Below are 15501 nucleotides of genomic sequence, written 5' to 3' on the forward strand. Positions count from 1 at the left end.
ACCACCCCGTCCCCATGAGATGAAGCTGACGAAAGGGAACACCATGGCACTTCTCGACCTGCAGAGCATGGAAGCCGACGAGACCACCGGTGGCGGTGGCGGCGGCGACGCGGGCAGCAACGTCAGTCTGCTGCTCTGCGACAAGCACAGCTCCAACAGCACCATCCTCTGTCTGTGACGGTTCGTCCGCCGCGATGAGCTGACGACGGCGGGGTCGCCCCTGGTGGGCGGCCCCGTCTTCTTCCCTGCCCCCGCCCCCACGGATGCGAGGCCCCATGAAGGCGTCCGGCGACGCGCTCCTGCGCTCCGCCACCCGCTACAGCGCGGGCCGGTGCCTGGCCCTGTGCCTGCTCACCGTCGTCTCGTCCGGCGCGGGCCTGCTCCTTCCCTACGTCCTCGGGCGCACCCTGGACGCCCTGTTCGCCGCGCACGCCGCGCCCGCGAAGGACGGCGCCGCCCACCACTGGCTGCTGATCTGCGGTGTCCTGCTCGGCGGGCTCATGCTCCTCGGGGCCTGCGAGGACGTCCTCACCGGCACCACCAACGCCCGCACCACCGCCTGGCTGCGCCACCGCGTCGTCGGCCACGTCCTCGCCGTCGGGCCCGGCGCCACCGCCCGCTTCCCGGCCGGTGACCTCGTCGCCCGGCTCGTCGGCTCCACCGCGCAGGCCGGACCCGCCCCGGCGACCGTGGCCGCGCTCGCCGCCACCGTGATCACGCCCGTCGGCGCGCTCGTCGCCCTCGGCCTCACCGACCCGTGGCTCGTGGCCGCGTTCCTCGCCGGGGCGCCCGCCCTCGCCCTGCTGCTCCGCTCCTTCGCGCGCGCCTCGACCGACTGCGTCACCGCCTACCAGAACGCACAGGGCGACATCGCGACCCGGCTGACGGAGGCGATCGGCGGGGCCCGCACCATCGCCGCCGCGCACACGGCGGAGCGCGAGACCGCCCGTGTGCTCAAGCCCTTGCCGCAACTCCGGTACCAGGGGCTGCGGTTGTGGCACGTGCAGGGGCGGGCCAGCGCGGGAGCCGTCGCTCTCGCGCCGCTGCTCCAGATCGCCGTCATCGCCACGGCCGGGCTGCTCCTCCTCCACGACCGGCTCACCGTGGGGGAGCTGCTCGCCGCCTCCCGGTACGCCGCACTCGCCACCGGCGTCGGCATGCTCGTCGGCGACATCGCCGCCCTGGTCCGCACCCGCGCCGCCGGACAGCGCCTCGGCGACGTCCTGGAGCAGCCCGCGCCCGCGTACGGGGACACCCCCCTGAGCGAGGGCGGCGGGCGGCTCGAACTCCGCTCCGTCACCGCCCGCCGCGACGGCCGGACCGTCCTCGACCGGATCGACCTCACCGTCCCCGCCGGGGAGACCCTCGCCGTGGTCGGCGTCTCCGGCGCGGGCAAGTCCACGCTCGCCGCCCTCGCGGGCCGCCTCGCCGACCCCGACGAAGGCACCGTCCTGCTCGACGGGGTGCCGCTCACCGCACTGAGCCGCGCCGAGCTGCGCGCCGCCGTCGGCTACGCCTTCGAGCGGCCCACCCTGCTCGGCGACACCCTCGCCGACACGATCGCCCTCGGGCCCGGACCCCGTACGGCGGACGACGACCGGATCGTCCGCGCCGCCGAGGCCGCCCACGCCGACACCTTCGTACGCCGGCTGCCCGACGGGTACGCCACCGCCTGCGCCGACGCGCCACTCTCCGGCGGCGAAGCCCAACGCCTCGGCCTGGCACGGGCGTTCGCGCACGGCGGGCGGCTGCTCGTCCTGGACGACGCGCTGTCCAGCCTCGACATGATCACCGAACGGGAGATCGCCGCCGCGCTGCTGCGCCACGCGCCCGGCACCACCCGCCTCGTCGTCGCCCACCGCGCGACGACCGCCGCCCGCGCCACCACCGTCGCCTGGCTCGACGGCGGCCGGATCCGCGCGCTCGGCCCGCACGCGCGGCTGTGGCAGGACCCCGACTACCGGGCCGTCTTCGCGGGCGCCCGGGCGGAGGGGACGGCATGACCACGACCGCCCCGCGTCCGGGAACGTACCGCCGTGGCCTGCGCTTCCTGCGCGAGCGCCGGTCCACAGTCGTCCGGCTCGCCCTCTGGTCGGTCCTGGAGACCGGGCAGACGTTCCTGCTCGGCCTGGCCCTCGCCCGCGCGCTGGACGACGGGTTCCTCGCCGGGAGCCAGGAGACCGGGCTGCTCTGGCTCGGCGTGGCCGTGCTCGGCGTCGCCGCGGGCGCCGTCGGCACCGCCAAGGTCTACGGGGCCGTGGCCGGGCTCGTCGAACCGTTGCGGGACCTGCTCGTGCGCCGCGTCGTCGAGCGGGGCGTGCGCGGCGGGGACGGGGCGGCCGTCTCGCGGCTCACCCAGCAGGTGGAGATCGCCCGCGACACCTTCGCCGGGCTGATCATGGTCTCCCGGTCGTTCGTGTTCACCGCCGCGGGCGCGCTCATCGGCCTGTTCTCGCTCTCGCCCGTCCTCCTGCTCGTCGTCGCGCCGCCGCTCGTCGCGGGCGTCGCCCTGTTCCTCGGGACGCTGCGGCCGCTCGCGCGCGGACAGGAGACCTATCTGATCGCCGACGAGAACGTCTCGGCGCGGCTCGCCGTCGTCTGCGCCGGGCTCAGGGACGTCACCGCCGCAGGCGCCGAGGGGCCGACGGCGCGGGGCGCGGGCACCCTGATCGACCACGAGTACCGGGCCGCCCGCACCCTCGCCTGGTGGGCCGTCCCGCGCGTCCTCGCCCTCGGCATCGGCGCTCAGCTGCCGCTGCTCCTGCTCCTCGTCACGGCGCCGTGGACGCTCGACCGGGGCGTCACGCCGGGCGCCCTCGTCGGCGCCCTCGCCTACGTCGGGCAGTCCCTCGCCCCCGCCCTGCAGAGCCTCGTCCACGGGCTCGGCGCGGGCGGCTCACGCCTGGCCGTGGTGCTGCGCAGGCTGACCACAGAGACGCAGCAACAGAGCGTTGCCATAGGGGAGTTGACGTGCTCCGCCGGTGATCCGTCGGCGCCCGCCCTGCGCGCCTCCGCGCTCACCTTCGCGTACGGGCCGGGGGCCGCGCCCGTCGTCGACCGCCTCGACCTGACCGTCCCGCGCGGCGGTCATCTCGCCGTCGTCGGGCCCAGCGGCATCGGCAAGTCCACCCTCGCCGGACTCGCCGCCGGGCTGCTCGTCCCCGAGACCGGGGAGGTCCGGGTGTGCGGACTGCCCGCCCGGTCCCCGCAGGCCGCCGCCGATCGCGTCCTCATCCCGCAGGAGGCGTACGTCTTCGGCGGCACCCTGCGCGACAACCTCGGCTACCTGCGCCCGGACCCGGTGCCGGACGACGAGCTCACCGCCGCCGCGACCGCCGTCGGCCTCGACGCGCTGCTCGGACGGCTCGGCGGGCTCGACGCCCCCCTGGACCCGGCGGCGCTGTCCGCGGGGGAGCGCCAGCTGATCGCGCTGACCCGCGCCTACCTGTCGCCCGCACCGCTCGCCCTGCTCGACGAGGCGACCTGCCACCTCGACCCGGCGGCGGAGGAGCGCGCCGAGCGGGCGTTCGCGGCCCGGCCCGGCGGGACCCTGGTGGTGGTCGCCCACCGGATCAGCTCCGCCCACCGGGCCGACCGCATCCTGGTGATGGACGGCCCCCGCACCGTCAGCGGGGACCATGAGGAACTGCTGCTGCGTTCGCAGCTCTACCGCGATCTGGCCGGGGCGTGGGGGCTGCCGGAACAGGCGTCACAGCCAGCCTTCGCCCTGGGATATCCGGATGGCGTCGATCCTGTTGCGGGCGCCGATCTTGCGGGTGATGGCGGCCATGTAGTTGCGCACCGTGCCGTTGGACAGATGCAGCCTGCGCGCGATCTCGGCGACCGGAGCCCCCTCGGCCGCGAGGGATAACACCCCTAACTCTCTTCTGGTCAAGGGGTTCTGGGCCGCTCTGAGGAACCCGAAGCCCAGCGAGTCGTCGACGAACCGCTGTCCCTTCGCGACCTGCCGTATTCCGGTGAGGAGCTGTTCCACGGGTCCGTCCTTGTCCACGTAGCCGAGCGCCTGGGCCTCCATGGCCCGGCGCAGAGGTCCGGGCCTGCTCTTGCTGGCGAGCACCACGAGCGCGCTCCGCAGCTCCGCCAGCGGCGGTGTCCCGTACGACGCGTCGCAGTCCAGGTCCGCCACGCATATCTGCGGCGCGAGCGCGCCCGCGCGGACGCCCGCCGTACGCCAAGGTGTGTGATGGACCTCCAGGTCCGGTTCCCGCCCGAGCCGTTCGGCCAGCGCCGAACGCATCAGACAGGAGTCGTGCACGAGAAGTACCCGGATCACGCTGCCCCCTCAAAACCGTCCGCGCCCGTCGCTCCCCCAAGCGCTTGAACAATTCAACCGACGGGTTCCCCGATCCGGGCGGGCGCAACGGTCAACGGCCACAAATAGCTCAGTCGTGGCCGGGATCGGTCAGGTCGATGAGGCGGCAGACCGTCTCGATGTCGATCTTCACCTGGGCGATGGAGGCCCGCCCGGACAGCCAGGTGATCAGCGCCGAGTGCCAGGTGTGCTCGATCACCCGGACGGCGGAGAGCTGCGCGGGCGTCGGATCGTCCAGCTCCATCGCGTCCAGGATGATCGCCGTGGTCTGCCGCGACACCTGGTCCACCTCGGGGCTGACGCTGCGGTCGGCGAAGGTCAGCGCCCGCACCATCGCGTCGGCCAGATGCGGCTCACGCTGAAGGGCGCGGAAGGCGCGCATCAGCGTCTCGGCGACACGCTCGGCGGGGGAGTCCGAGGACGGCGGACGCTTGCGCACGGTGGTGTGCATGTGCTGCAACTGGTCCTGCATGGTGGCGACAAGGAGATGGACCTTGCTGGGGAAGTAGCGGTACAGCGTGCCGAGAGCGACCTGCGAGTCCTCGGCGACCTCGCGCATCTGCACCGCGTCGAAACCGCCGCGGGCCGCCAGCTGGGCGCTCGCGTGCAGGATGCGGCGGCGCCGCGCCTCCTGCCGCTCGGTGAGCGCGGGGGCGCCCTGCGCGGAGCTTCTGCCGTCCGGAGCTGTCATCAGTTCGCTTCCGTGTCCTGTCGTCCCGGCCGTGGCGTGAATCACCCGATCCGCCGGTCACAGCCTCGCTACCTGCCGGTAGATTCGATGCACATTGAACGATCCAGTCTGAAACTTGTTCTAGATTAGCGTCCCCACGTAGTGTCCAGTGTCCACGGGCAAGCAGGGAGAAGGGTGGCCTGGAGTGACCGCGGAGTCGTTGCGCATCGCTCTGCTCACGTACAAGGGCAATCCGTTCTGCGGGGGCCAGGGCGTGTATGTGCGCCACCTCTCGCGTGAGCTGGCCCGGCTCGGGCACCGCGTGGAGGTGATCGGCGCGCAGCCCTACCCCGTACTGGACGAGGGCGAGGACCTCGCCGGGCTCTCCCTCACCGAGCTGCCCAGCCTCGACCTGTACCGCAGCCCCGACCCGTTCCGCACGCCGGGGCGCGGCGAGTACCGGGACTGGATCGACGCCGCCGAGGTCGCCACCATGTGGACCGGCGGCTTCCCCGAACCCCTCACGTTCTCCCTGCGCGCCCGCCGCCATCTGCAAGCGCGGCGCGGCCGGTTCGACGTCGTGCACGACAACCAGACCCTCGGCTACGGCCTCCTCGGCGGCCCGGACGCGCTCGGCGCACCGCTGGTCACCACCATCCACCACCCGATCACCGTCGACCGGCAGCTGGAGCTGGACGCCGCCGCGCACTGGCGCCGCCGCCTCTCGGTGCGCCGCTGGTACGCGTTCACCCGCATGCAGAAGCGCGTCGCGCGCCGCCTGCCGTCCGTGCTCACCGTCTCCGGCACCTCGCGCGACGAGATCGTGCAGCACCTGGGCGTGGAGGAGAAGCGCGTCAGCGTCGTCCACATCGGCGCCGACACCGACCTCTTCTCGCCGGATCCGGCCGTCCCCGAGGTGCCGGGGCGGATCGTGACGACCTCCAGCGCCGACGTCCCGCTCAAGGGCCTCGTCTTCCTCGTCGAGGCGCTCGCCAAGGTGCGTGCCGAGCAGCCCGACGCGCACCTCGTCGTCGTCGGCAAGCGCGCCGAGGACGGGCCCGTCGCCCAGGCCATCGAGCGGTACGGGCTCGAAGACGCCGTCCGCTTCGTCAAGGGCATCAGCGACCCGGAACTCGTCGGCCTGGTCCGCTCCGCGCAGGTCGCGTGCGTGCCCTCGCTCTACGAGGGCTTCTCGCTGCCCGCCGCCGAGGCCATGGCCACCGGCACCCCGCTCGTCGCCACCACCGGCGGCGCGATCCCCGAGGTCGCGGGCCCCGACGGGGAGACCTGCCTCGCGGTGCCGGCCGGGGACGCGGGCGCGCTCGCCGCCGCCCTGCTCCGGCTCCTCGGCGACGCGACCCTGCGCGCCCGCCTCGGCGCCGCGGGCCGCGCCCGGGTCCTCGCCCGCTTCACCTGGGCGCGGGCCGCGCAGGGCACGGCCGAGCTGTACCGCGCGGCCATCGACGCGGCGGCTCCCGGCACCCCCGTACGGCCGAACCAGACAACTCCTCAGGAAACCTCTCAGGAAACCTCTCAGGAAAGCAGGGCCACGTGCTGACCGTCGACTTCACCCGCTTCCCGCTCGCCGCGGGTGATCGCGTCCTCGACCTCGGCTGCGGCGCGGGACGGCACGCCTTCGAGTGCTACCGGCGCGGGGCCCGGGTCGTCGCCCTCGACCAGAACAAAGAGGAGATCGCCGAGGTCGCCAAGTGGTTCGCCGCCATGAAGGAGGCCGGTGAGGCCCCCGCTGGCGCCACCGCCACCGCGATGGAGGGGGACGCGCTGCAACTCCCCTTCCCCGACGAGTCGTTCGACGTCGTCATCATCAGCGAGGTCATGGAGCACATCCCCGACGACAAGGGCGTGCTCGCCGAGATGGTGCGCGTGCTCAGGCCGGGCGGCCGCATCGCCGTCACCGTGCCGCGCTACGGCCCCGAGAAGGTCTGCTGGGCGCTGTCCGACGAGTACCACGAGGTCGAGGGCGGCCACATCCGCATCTACAAGGCCGACGAACTGCTCGGCAGGATGCGCGAGGCGGGCCTGAAGCCGTACGGCACGCACCACGCGCACGCCCTGCACGCCCCGTACTGGTGGCTGAAGTGCGCGTTCGGCGTCGACAACGACAAGGCGCTGCCGGTCAAGGCGTACCACAAGCTCCTGGTCTGGGACATCATGAAGAAGCCCGCCCTGACCCGGGTCGCCGAGCAGTTGCTCAACCCCGTCGTCGGCAAGAGCTTCGTCGCCTACGCCACCAAGCCGCACCTGCCGAAGGACAGCGGGGCCGCTGCGTGAGCAGTCCTGAGCGGACCGAACTCCTCGTACTCGACGGCGTTCTGACGGCTGATCAGGTCGCGCGGACGGTGCGCGGCCTGCTCGGCGTACAGCGTCCGGACGGCGCCATACCCTGGTTCCGCCACCACCATCTCGACCCCTGGGACCACACCGAGGCAGCCATGGCGCTCGACGTGGCCGGGGAGCACGAGGCCGCCGAGCGCGCCTACGACTGGCTCGCCCGCCACCAGAACGACGACGGCTCCTGGTACGCCGCCTACCTCGACGGCGACCCGCACGACGTCACCGACCCCGGCCGCGAGACCAACTTCGTCGCCTACGTGGCCGTCGGCGTCTGGCACCACTACCTCTCCACCGGCGACGACGCGTTCCTCGACCGCATGTGGCCCGTCGTGTACGCGGCGATGGAGTGCGTGCTGCGGCTCCAGCAGCCCGGCGGCCAGATCGGCTGGAAGCGCGACGCCGACGGCACGGCGGTGAACGACGCGCTCCTCACGGGCAGTTCGTCGATCCATCACGCCCTGCGCTGCGCCCTCGCCATCGCCGAACAGCGCGAGGAGCCGCAGCCCGACTGGGAGCTGGCCGTCGGCGCCCTGCGCCACGCCATCCGGCGCCACCCCGAGCGGTTCCTCGACAAGGACCGCTACTCCATGGACTGGTACTACCCGGTGCTCGGCGGCGCCCTGCGCGGCGCCGAGGCCAAGGCGCGCATCGAGGAGGGCTGGGAGCGGTTCGTCGTCCCCGGGCTCGGCGTGCGCTGCGTCGTGCCGAACCCGTGGGTCACCGGCGGGGAGAGCGCCGAACTCGCCCTCGCCCTGTGGGCGGTGGGCGAGTCCGACCGCGCGCTGACGATCCTCCAGGACATCCAGCACCTGCGCGATCCGCGCTCCGGCCTGTACTGGACCGGCTACGTCTTCGAGGACCGGGCCGTGTGGCCCGAGGAGCTCACCACGTGGACCGCGGGGTCGGTCCTGCTCGCCGTGGCGGCCCTCGGCGGCGACGAGGCGACCTGCCAGGTGTTCGGCGGCCAGCTCCTCCCGTCCGGGGTGGACCCGGACTGCTGCGTCTGAGCTCCGCTGGAGGTGCCGCGACAGGTGTCCGGGGTGCTGCGACAGGTTGTTCGGCCGACTGCGGCGCCGTCGTGGCTGGTCGCGCCCCACGGCGGCGCCGCTGATGCACACAGCCCCGCGCCCCTATGGGGCGCTGCCGCGGAGCCTCGCCATGAGGACCCCGGGCAGCGGTGGAGCCGGTCAGTGGCGGCGCAGCTGGTTCGCGAGGAAGTGGCCGATCGCCAGGTAGACGACGGCGGCGAGGCCGTAGCCCGCGACCACGCGCGCCCACGCGGCGTCGAAGGTGAACAGGTCGTGCGACCAGCCGGCCAGCCAGCCCGCCGCGTCGTGGACCCACTGGACCAGGTCGTTGCCCCGGTTCGCGTCCAGCAGATACATCACGATCCACAGGACGAGAATGACTGCCAGGATGTCTGCAATGATCATGACAACCCGGCCTGCTTCGCTTGAGCCTCTGTAACGCCGATTCACAGACATGAAGTCCGGATGTCCCCGAATCCCGCGGGAAAACCAGGGCGCGCACCGCCCCGTGACGAGGCCGCCGACACGGACGGGCTCACCGGAGTGGCGCAGTGACCGGGGCCGGGTGAGGCTGCCAGCAGTGCAGCCCAAGGCCCGGAGGTACCCGTGGTGCTCAGCTTCCCCCTTCCCGTGCGCCGCCTGCTGGTGGCCGTGCTCCTGTGCGGCGCCATGCTGGCGGGCACCACCGCGTGCGGCGGCGACGACACGGACGCGACGGCCAACGCGTCGGCCAGTCCCAGCGCGTCGACCACGGCCCAGAAGCAGAAGCTGGCCAAGACGCGGTTCGTGGCCAACGCCGGTATCGCCGCCGGCGCCACCTACCAGTGGATCGTGAAGCCGTGGAAGGCGGGCAAGTTCAAGAAGGGCGCGGACGGCCGCAAGGTCGCCCTGGTCAAGGCGGGCCTCGCGGGCGCGCTCACGTACAACCGGCTGAAGGCCGCGAAGAAGAACGCCGAGGGCGACCCGACGCTCGCCAAGGCGGTCGCCCCGCTCACCTCGGGCATCGACGCGCTCAAGGACCTGCCCAGCAAGCTGCGCAAGGGCGAGGGCACCGACTCGGTCGCCTCGTCCTTCGACGACATCATCAACAAGGTGAAGGGCGCCGGGAAGGACGCGGGCGCCGAGGTCAAGAACAAGGTGCCGTCGGCGTCCGAGCTCCGCAACGCGGGTTAGCGCACATCAGGCGTTGAGCTCGGCCAGGGTACGCAGGGTCTCCGGGTCCGGTGACAGAACGAGCAGGTCCGTCACCGGGCCCTTGCGCCACAACTCCAGGCGCTCGGCGATCCGCCCGCGCGGCCCCACGAGCGAGATCTCGTCGGCGAACGCGTCCGGTACCGCCAGCACCGCCTCCTCCCGCCGCCCCCGCGCGAAGAGCTCCTGGACGCGCCGGGCCTCGGCCTCGTACCCCATCCGCGCCATGAGGTCGGCGTGGAAGTTACGGGTGCTGTGCCCCATGCCGCCGATGTAGAAGCCGAGCATGGCCTTGACGGGGAGCAGCCCCTCGGCGACGTCGTCGCAGACCTTGGCCCGCGCCATCGGCGCGACCATGAACCTCTCGGGGAGATCGGTCAGGGCGGCCTCGTACGCGTCGGTCCTCGTCGGTGACCAGTACAGCGGCAGCCAGCCGTCCGCGATCCGCGTCGTCTGCGCGACGTTCTTCGGCCCCTCGGCACCGAGCAGCAGCGGCAGATCGGCGCGGAGCGGGTGGGTGATGGGCTTGAGGGCCTTGCCGAGGCCGGTGCCGTCCTCGCCGCGGTAGGGCAGCGGGTGGAAACGCCCGTCGCTCTCGACCGGGCCCGCGCGCCGCAGCACCTGCCGTACGACCTCCACGTACTCGCGCGTCGCGGCCAGCGGTGACCGCGGGAACGGCCGCCCGTACCAGCCCTCCACGACCTGCGGCCCGGACAGGCCGAGACCGAGCAGCATCCGGCCGCCCGACAGATGGTCCAGGGTCAGCGCGTGCATCGCGGTCGTGGTGGGGGAGCGGGCCGCCATCTGCGCGATCGCGGTGCCGAGCCGGATCCGGCTGGTGTGCGCGGCGAACCAGGTCAGCGGCGTGAAGGCGTCGCTGCCCCACGACTCGGAGGTCCACACGGAGTCGTACCCCAACGCCTCGGCGGAGCGTACGAGTTCGAGGTGGCCGGGGTCGGGCCCGCGCCCCCAGTAGCCGAGTGCGAGTCCGAGCCGCATGCGCGCACCTTCCGTCGACAGAAGCCGCTGTCTGACGGGCCGTCACCCGTGCCGCCCGTCGGGCGAGCGTACGCGAAAGGCCCCCCACCCGGAAGAAGACGGGAGAGGGGCCTCTACGAGCGCTCGGGGATCAGCCGCGCTGGATCCCGGTCGTGTCCTGGAGGACACCGCGGCGGCCGTCCTGGGTCTGGGCGATGAGGCCGGGGCCGCGCTGCTCGACGGCCAAGTACCAGGTACCCGGCGCCAGTTCGGCGATCGGCGTCGGCGAGCCGTCCTCCGCGTACAGCGGGCGCGGCACCGGCACGGCGAACCAGAACGGGGAGAAGTCCCCGGCGGGCTGGCCACCGGCCTGCGGCGCCGGAGCGGCGGCCTGCTGCGGCTGGCCCGGCTGCGCGCCGAACGGCTGCCCGCCGCCGGAGTGGCCCGGACCCGGCTGGCCCGGCTGCGCGCCGTACGGCTGGCCCGGACCGGGCTGGCCGTGCTGCTGGGCGCCCGGGTAGCCGTAACCACCCTGCGGCTGACCGCCGTAGGGCTGCGGCTGCTGGGGGCGCGGGGCGCCGACGAGGGCGGCCTTGAGGGCCGGGACCAGGGGGGTCGCGACGGCCGCCGCGGCGAGCACGAGAGCGGCGATGAGACCGAGGATCAGGCCCGCACCGGTGTCGATGGAGTCCGCGAGAGTGCCATCGATGAACCCGGTGGGGTCGAACATCGTCCACAGCGCGGTCCACGCCGAGAAGATGGTCAGGCATACGCCGAACTGCCCCAGGTCCAGACCGGCCACCTTGCGGGGCTGCGGGAGACCACGGGCCACGACGATCAGGATCGCGCCGACGATGCCGGCGACGTAGATCCCCATCACGAGGCCAAGGTTGTCCCAAGCATTGGGGATGTCGCTGCCTGAGCCATCGAATGCATCGAGGAACGAGGCGATGAACAGCAACACCGCTGCTCCGATCACCACGCCGTCGCCTCGAGTGAGGGAGCGGATATTCACTTCAGGTCCTTCGGTTCAGTCGTCACGTCATCGTCAGGAGGCGGCGCCAAGCGCGGGGGTGGCCCCTCATCGTACGGAGGACACTATCGTCCACGTCCCGAGGGTGTCTGCCGAGATCCACACGGTGGTGTCTACCCGCGCAGGAAACTCACGATTCCCTCAGAGAGCCCTTGCGCCGCCTTCTGCCGCCAGGTCCCTGACGTCAGCCGCGCCGCGTCCTGCGCGTCCCGCATGTTGCCGCACTCGATGAACACCTTCGGCACGGTCGACAGATTCAGCCCGCCCAGGTCGGCGCGGGTGTCCAGGCCGGTGCCGCCGCCGATGTAGTTCGACGGGGGCTGCCCCGTGACCTGCAAGAACTTGCCCGCGACCCGCTCGCCGAGGTCGCGTGAGGAGGCGACGATCGGGCGGGTGTCCGCGCTGCCCGCGTGCACGGATGCGGGAAGGATCACATGGAAGCCGCGGTTCCCGGCGCCGGAGCCGTCCGCGTGCACGGAGATCGCGGCGTCCGCCCCGGCCTGGTTGCCGATCGCGGCGCGCTCGGTGACGCAGGGGCCCCAGGCCCGGTCCCCGTTCTGCGTGAACTTCACGGTGGCGCCCTGCTCCTGCAGGAGGGTGCGCAGGCGGCGCGAGACGTCGAGGGTGAACTGCGCCTCGGTGTAACCGGCGTTGGTGGAGGTGCCGGTGGTGTCGCACTCCTTGGTCGCGTTGCCGACGTTCACCTGGCGATTGATATCGGCCGGGTGCCGAAAGTTGCCCGGATTGTGACCCGGGTCGATGACGACGACCTTGCCCGCGAGCGGACCGGTGCCGCCGCCCGCCGGTTTCGACGGCGTCTTCGAGGACGCCGGGGCGGACGGGGAGGCGGTCGAGGGGGCCTTCGACGGGGAACCGTTCGGCTCCTTCGCGTCCGCCTCGTCGGATGCTCCGGCGGAGGACGTGGCGGACGTGGGGGAGGTGGCGGACCGGCTCGGCGCCGGGAGCACCTTCGCCGTGTCACCGCCGCCGCTGCCGCCCACGGCCTGCGTGACCACCCAGATCGCGCCCGCCGCGACGGCGCAGGCCGCCGTGGTGATCAACAGTGGCCGCGTACGCGTCCCGCGCGGTCTACGCCCCGGGTTGCCCGGGGCGTTGTTGTAGTAATCATCAAAGCCATCAGGGTCCGGACCTTCGTACGACACGGGGCGAGCCTAACCGTGCGCCCGCGGCGCCGCGCCCGTTCGCCGCAGGACGCGCAGCGAGTCGTGCACTGAGACCTCGGTGAACTCCCCGGACGCAAGGGCCCGCAGGTACACGCGGTACGGGGCCTGCCCCGTCCACTCGTCGTGCTTGACGGGGAAGACGTCGTGGATGACGAGAAGGCCGCCCTCCACGACGTGCGGTGCCCAGCCCTCGTAGTCGGCGTTCGCGTGCTCGTCGGTGTGGCCGCCGTCGATGAAGACGAGCCCGAGCGGACCGCCCCATACCTTCGCCACCTGCGGCGACCTGCCGACGAGCGCCACCACGTGCTCCTCGAGACCCGCCGCGTGCAGGGTGCGCCGGAAGGTGGGCAGCGTGTCCATGAGCCCGACCACCGGGTCGACCGTCTCCGGGTCGTGGAAGTCCCAGCCCGGCTGCTGCTCCTCGCTGCCGCGGTGGTGGTCGACGGTGAGCGCCGTCACCCCGGCGGCGCGGGCCGCGTCCGCGAGCAGGATCGTGGAGCGCCCGCAGTACGTGCCCACTTCGAGCAGCGGCAGCCCGAGCGCCGCCGCCTCGACCGCGGCCGCGTACAGCGCGAGCCCCTCGCCGAGCGGCATGAACCCCTTGGCCTTCTCGAAGGCGGCGAGGGTGTCGGGGTGCGGAGCGCGGCTCGTGGTGGTCATGCCGTTCATGCTGCCGTACGGCATGGCGGGCTGGGGCGGCAGCCCTGCCGGCGGCGCGGGCCCGTTCGCGGTCGACGAAGAGAGGGTGCGCCGACAAGCCGACAAGCCGACAAGAGGAGGACGCGCGGCGCAGAAGCGCCGCGCGTCCTCGTCCGCGTGCTGAGCCGCCCCGAGCCGTCCGGGTCAGACCTGCTCGGCCACCGCCTCCAGCGCCAGATCCATCCGCACCGCCCGGTTCTCACCATGGTGCGTCGCCGACGAGGCGCGCGGCGCGTGGCCATGGGCCGTCACCGCGAGGACGTAGGAGCCGCCCTCGGGGACGTCGAGGGCGTAGTGGCCCTCGGGGTCGGTCAGGGCGGCGCCCGCCTGGCGGCCCCGGCGGTCGATCAAGGTGACCTTGGCGTGGGCGACCGGCAGGCCCGCCGGGTCGAGGACCTGGCCGCGGAAGTGGGCGAAAGCCCCCTCCTTGTGGACCTCGTCGGCGCGGGCCAGGTTCGCGTCCTCCTCGCTGCTGGCGCGGAGCTGCCCTCCCTGGCGCACGACGGCCGCGCGGCGGCCGGGGAGGAAGAGAGCGAGCAGGACGCCCACCGCCACCGCGCCCGTGGCGATCAGGAACGAGACGCGGAAGCCCTGCATCGTCGGGACCGCGGCGCCGCCCACGTGGTCCGCCGTGTTGGCCAGGACCATGCCGATGACCGCCGACGACACCGACGTACCGATCGACCGCATCAGGGTGTTCAGGCCGTTCGCCGCGCCCGTCTCCGACGCGTCCACGGCGCCGATGATCAGCGCGGGCAGCGAGGAGTAGGCGAGGCCGATGCCCGCGCCGACGACGACCGAGATGACGATGGTCTGCCAGGCGGCGCTCATCAGGCCGAGCCCGGACCCGTAGCCGATCGCGATGATCACCATGCCGAGGATGAGGGTGACCTTCGGGCCGAAGCGGGCGGAGAGGCGGGCGTAGACCGGGGCCGTGAACATCATCGTCAGGCCGAGCGGGGCGACGCACAGACCCGCGACGACCATCGACTGGCCGAGGCCGTAACCGGTGGCGGACGGGAGCTGGAGCAGCTGGGGGAGGACCAGGGAGATGGCGTAGAAGGCGACGCCGACCATGATCGAGGCCAGGTTGGTGAGGAGCACCTCGCGGCGGGCCGTGGTGCGCAGGTCGACCAGCGGCGCCTTCAGGCGCAGCTCCATCGCGCCCCAGGCGAGGAGCACGACGAGCGCGGCGGCGAACAGGCCGAGGGTCATGCCGCTGCCCCAGCCCCAGTCGCTGCCCTTGGTGATCGGCAGCAGGAAGAGGACCAGGCCGAGCGAGAGGCCGAGCGCGCCCGCGATGTCGAAGGTGCCTTGCGCCCGCAGCGGGCTCTCGGGCACGAAGACGAGCGTGAGGAGCATCGCGACGACGCCCAGGCCCGCCGCGCCGAAGAACAGCGCGTGCCAGTCGGCGTGCTGCGCGACGAGCGCGGCGAGCGGCAGCGCGAGACCGCCGCCGACGCCGATGGAGGACGACATCAGCGCCATGGCCGAGCCGAGCTTCTCCGGCGGCAGCATGTCCCGCATCAGGCCGATGCCGAGCGGAATGGCGCCCATGGCGAAGCCCTGGAGCGCGCGGCCCGCGATCATCACTACGAGCTGGTCGGTGAAACCGCAGATCAGCGAGCCGACGACCATGACGGCGAGGCTGGTGAGCAGCATCCTGCGCTTGCCCGCGAGGTCGCCGAGGCGGCCCATGATCGGAGTGGAGACGGCGCCGGCGAGCAGGGTCGCGGTCATGACCCAGGTGGCGTTGGAGGGAGCGGTGCTCAGCAGCTCGGGCAGGTCTTTGATCACCGGCACGAGCAGCGTCTGCATGACGGCGACGACGATGCCGGAGAAGGCGAGGACGGGGACGACTCCGCCGGTTCGGCGTGGTGCGGTCGTCGGCTGGGACATTAAGGGGGCCTCCGGAGGCGGGTTCGGGGTCGCGGACGGCGGGGAGCAGGTCGCGCGTACAGCGTCGTGCGGGCGGCTGCCGGGCAGCTTGTGTGTAGCTCGAACCTGTTTCCTCGGGCGACTATTCCGAT

Annotated in this window: 15 protein-coding genes and 1 pseudogene; 8 read left to right on the top strand and 8 right to left on the bottom strand. The window is 72.9% G+C overall.

All coding sequences use genetic code 11. The annotated features are described in order from the left end of the window. The first annotated feature begins 43 nt into the window (after positions 1–43). The 3 genes from ACH4RC_RS07515 (at position 44) to ACH4RC_RS07525 (ending at position 3871) form a co-directional block, all read left to right on the top strand. Complete coding sequence (locus ACH4RC_RS07515) at positions 44–178, top strand: SapB/AmfS family lanthipeptide (RefSeq protein ID WP_394434649.1); 135 nt, start codon at positions 44–46, stop codon at positions 176–178. Between the two features lie 97 nt (positions 179–275). Next, positions 276–2003, top strand: coding sequence for an ABC transporter ATP-binding protein (locus ACH4RC_RS07520; RefSeq protein WP_398196553.1), 1728 nt, complete (start codon positions 276–278; stop codon positions 2001–2003). Then, a complete protein-coding gene (locus tag ACH4RC_RS07525; RefSeq protein ID WP_398196557.1) occupies positions 2000–3871 on the top strand; it encodes an ATP-binding cassette domain-containing protein in 1872 nt (623 codons plus the stop codon). Before ACH4RC_RS07520 ends, ACH4RC_RS07525 begins: the two co-directional genes overlap by 4 nt. Here ACH4RC_RS07525 and ACH4RC_RS07530 read toward each other — a convergent pair. Both ACH4RC_RS07530 and ACH4RC_RS07535 read right to left on the bottom strand, forming a co-directional pair. Next, positions 3794–4258, bottom strand: a pseudogene (locus tag ACH4RC_RS07530) (LuxR C-terminal-related transcriptional regulator); the annotation flags it as partial. The gene ACH4RC_RS07525 and the pseudogene ACH4RC_RS07530 overlap by 78 nt on opposite strands. A gap of 145 nt (positions 4259–4403) precedes the next feature. Beyond that, on the bottom strand, positions 4404–5024 hold the full coding sequence (locus ACH4RC_RS07535) for a TetR family transcriptional regulator (protein WP_398196560.1): 621 nt from the start codon (positions 5022–5024) through the stop codon (positions 4404–4406). A gap of 184 nt (positions 5025–5208) precedes the next feature. Between ACH4RC_RS07535 and ACH4RC_RS07540 the strand changes: the two genes are divergently transcribed. The 3 genes from ACH4RC_RS07540 to ACH4RC_RS07550 are packed head-to-tail and all read left to right on the top strand — an operon-like array spanning position 5209 to position 8365. Then, positions 5209–6561: a glycosyltransferase family 4 protein gene (locus ACH4RC_RS07540; protein WP_398196563.1), complete on the top strand. Its 1353-nt coding sequence runs from the start codon at positions 5209–5211 to the stop codon at positions 6559–6561. After that, on the top strand, positions 6555–7295 hold the full coding sequence (locus ACH4RC_RS07545) for a methyltransferase domain-containing protein (RefSeq protein WP_398196565.1): 741 nt from the start codon (positions 6555–6557) through the stop codon (positions 7293–7295). Before ACH4RC_RS07540 ends, ACH4RC_RS07545 begins: the two co-directional genes overlap by 7 nt. Further along, positions 7292–8365 (top strand): prenyltransferase, encoded by a 1074-nt coding sequence (locus ACH4RC_RS07550; RefSeq protein WP_398196568.1) that lies wholly within the window; start codon positions 7292–7294, stop codon positions 8363–8365. The genes ACH4RC_RS07545 and ACH4RC_RS07550 overlap by 4 nt, the downstream gene beginning before the upstream one ends. 180 nt (positions 8366–8545) lie before the next feature. On the opposite strand, the gene ACH4RC_RS07555 is transcribed toward ACH4RC_RS07550, so the two are convergent. After that, positions 8546–8836, bottom strand: coding sequence for a hypothetical protein (locus tag ACH4RC_RS07555; RefSeq protein WP_398197831.1), 291 nt, complete (start codon positions 8834–8836; stop codon positions 8546–8548). A 219-nt stretch (positions 8837–9055) separates the two neighbouring features. On the opposite strand from ACH4RC_RS07555, the gene ACH4RC_RS07560 reads away from it, so the two are divergent. Beyond that, the gene (locus ACH4RC_RS07560) at positions 9056–9559 is read left to right on the top strand and encodes a hypothetical protein (RefSeq protein WP_398197833.1); all 504 of its coding nucleotides are present in this window, start codon (positions 9056–9058) and stop codon (positions 9557–9559) included. 6 nt (positions 9560–9565) lie between these two features. Here ACH4RC_RS07560 and ACH4RC_RS07565 read toward each other — a convergent pair whose 3' ends face one another. The 4 genes from ACH4RC_RS07565 to ACH4RC_RS07580 all read right to left on the bottom strand — a co-directional run bounded on the left by ACH4RC_RS07565 (position 9566) and on the right by ACH4RC_RS07580 (position 13441). Further along, entirely contained in the window at positions 9566–10576 is a 1011-nt protein-coding gene (locus tag ACH4RC_RS07565; RefSeq protein ID WP_398196571.1) for an LLM class F420-dependent oxidoreductase, read from the bottom strand. A 130-nt stretch (positions 10577–10706) separates the two neighbouring features. After that, positions 10707–11570 (bottom strand): hypothetical protein, encoded by an 864-nt coding sequence (locus ACH4RC_RS07570; RefSeq protein WP_398196573.1) that lies wholly within the window; start codon positions 11568–11570, stop codon positions 10707–10709. 131 nt (positions 11571–11701) lie between these two features. Then, entirely contained in the window at positions 11702–12751 is a 1050-nt protein-coding gene (locus tag ACH4RC_RS07575; RefSeq protein WP_398196576.1) for an N-acetylmuramoyl-L-alanine amidase, read from the bottom strand. Positions 12752–12760: 9 nt separating this feature from the next. After that, positions 12761–13441: a class I SAM-dependent methyltransferase gene (locus tag ACH4RC_RS07580; RefSeq protein WP_398196578.1), complete on the bottom strand. Its 681-nt coding sequence runs from the start codon at positions 13439–13441 to the stop codon at positions 12761–12763. Here ACH4RC_RS07580 and ACH4RC_RS07585 point away from each other — a divergent pair. Further along, positions 13422–13595, top strand: a complete 174-nt coding sequence (locus tag ACH4RC_RS07585) for a hypothetical protein (RefSeq protein ID WP_398197915.1) — start codon at positions 13422–13424, stop codon at positions 13593–13595. The two genes, ACH4RC_RS07580 and ACH4RC_RS07585, sit on opposite strands and share 20 nt — an antisense overlap. A 20-nt stretch (positions 13596–13615) precedes the next feature. Here the strand turns inward: ACH4RC_RS07585 and ACH4RC_RS07590 are convergent, their stop codons facing one another. After that, entirely contained in the window at positions 13616–15370 is a 1755-nt protein-coding gene (locus ACH4RC_RS07590) for an MFS transporter (RefSeq protein WP_398196581.1), read from the bottom strand. Positions 15371–15501: the final 131 nt, after the last annotated feature.

The organism is Streptomyces sp. NPDC016845 (assembly GCF_044332585.1).
GTDB lineage: Bacteria > Actinomycetota > Actinomycetes > Streptomycetales > Streptomycetaceae > Streptomyces.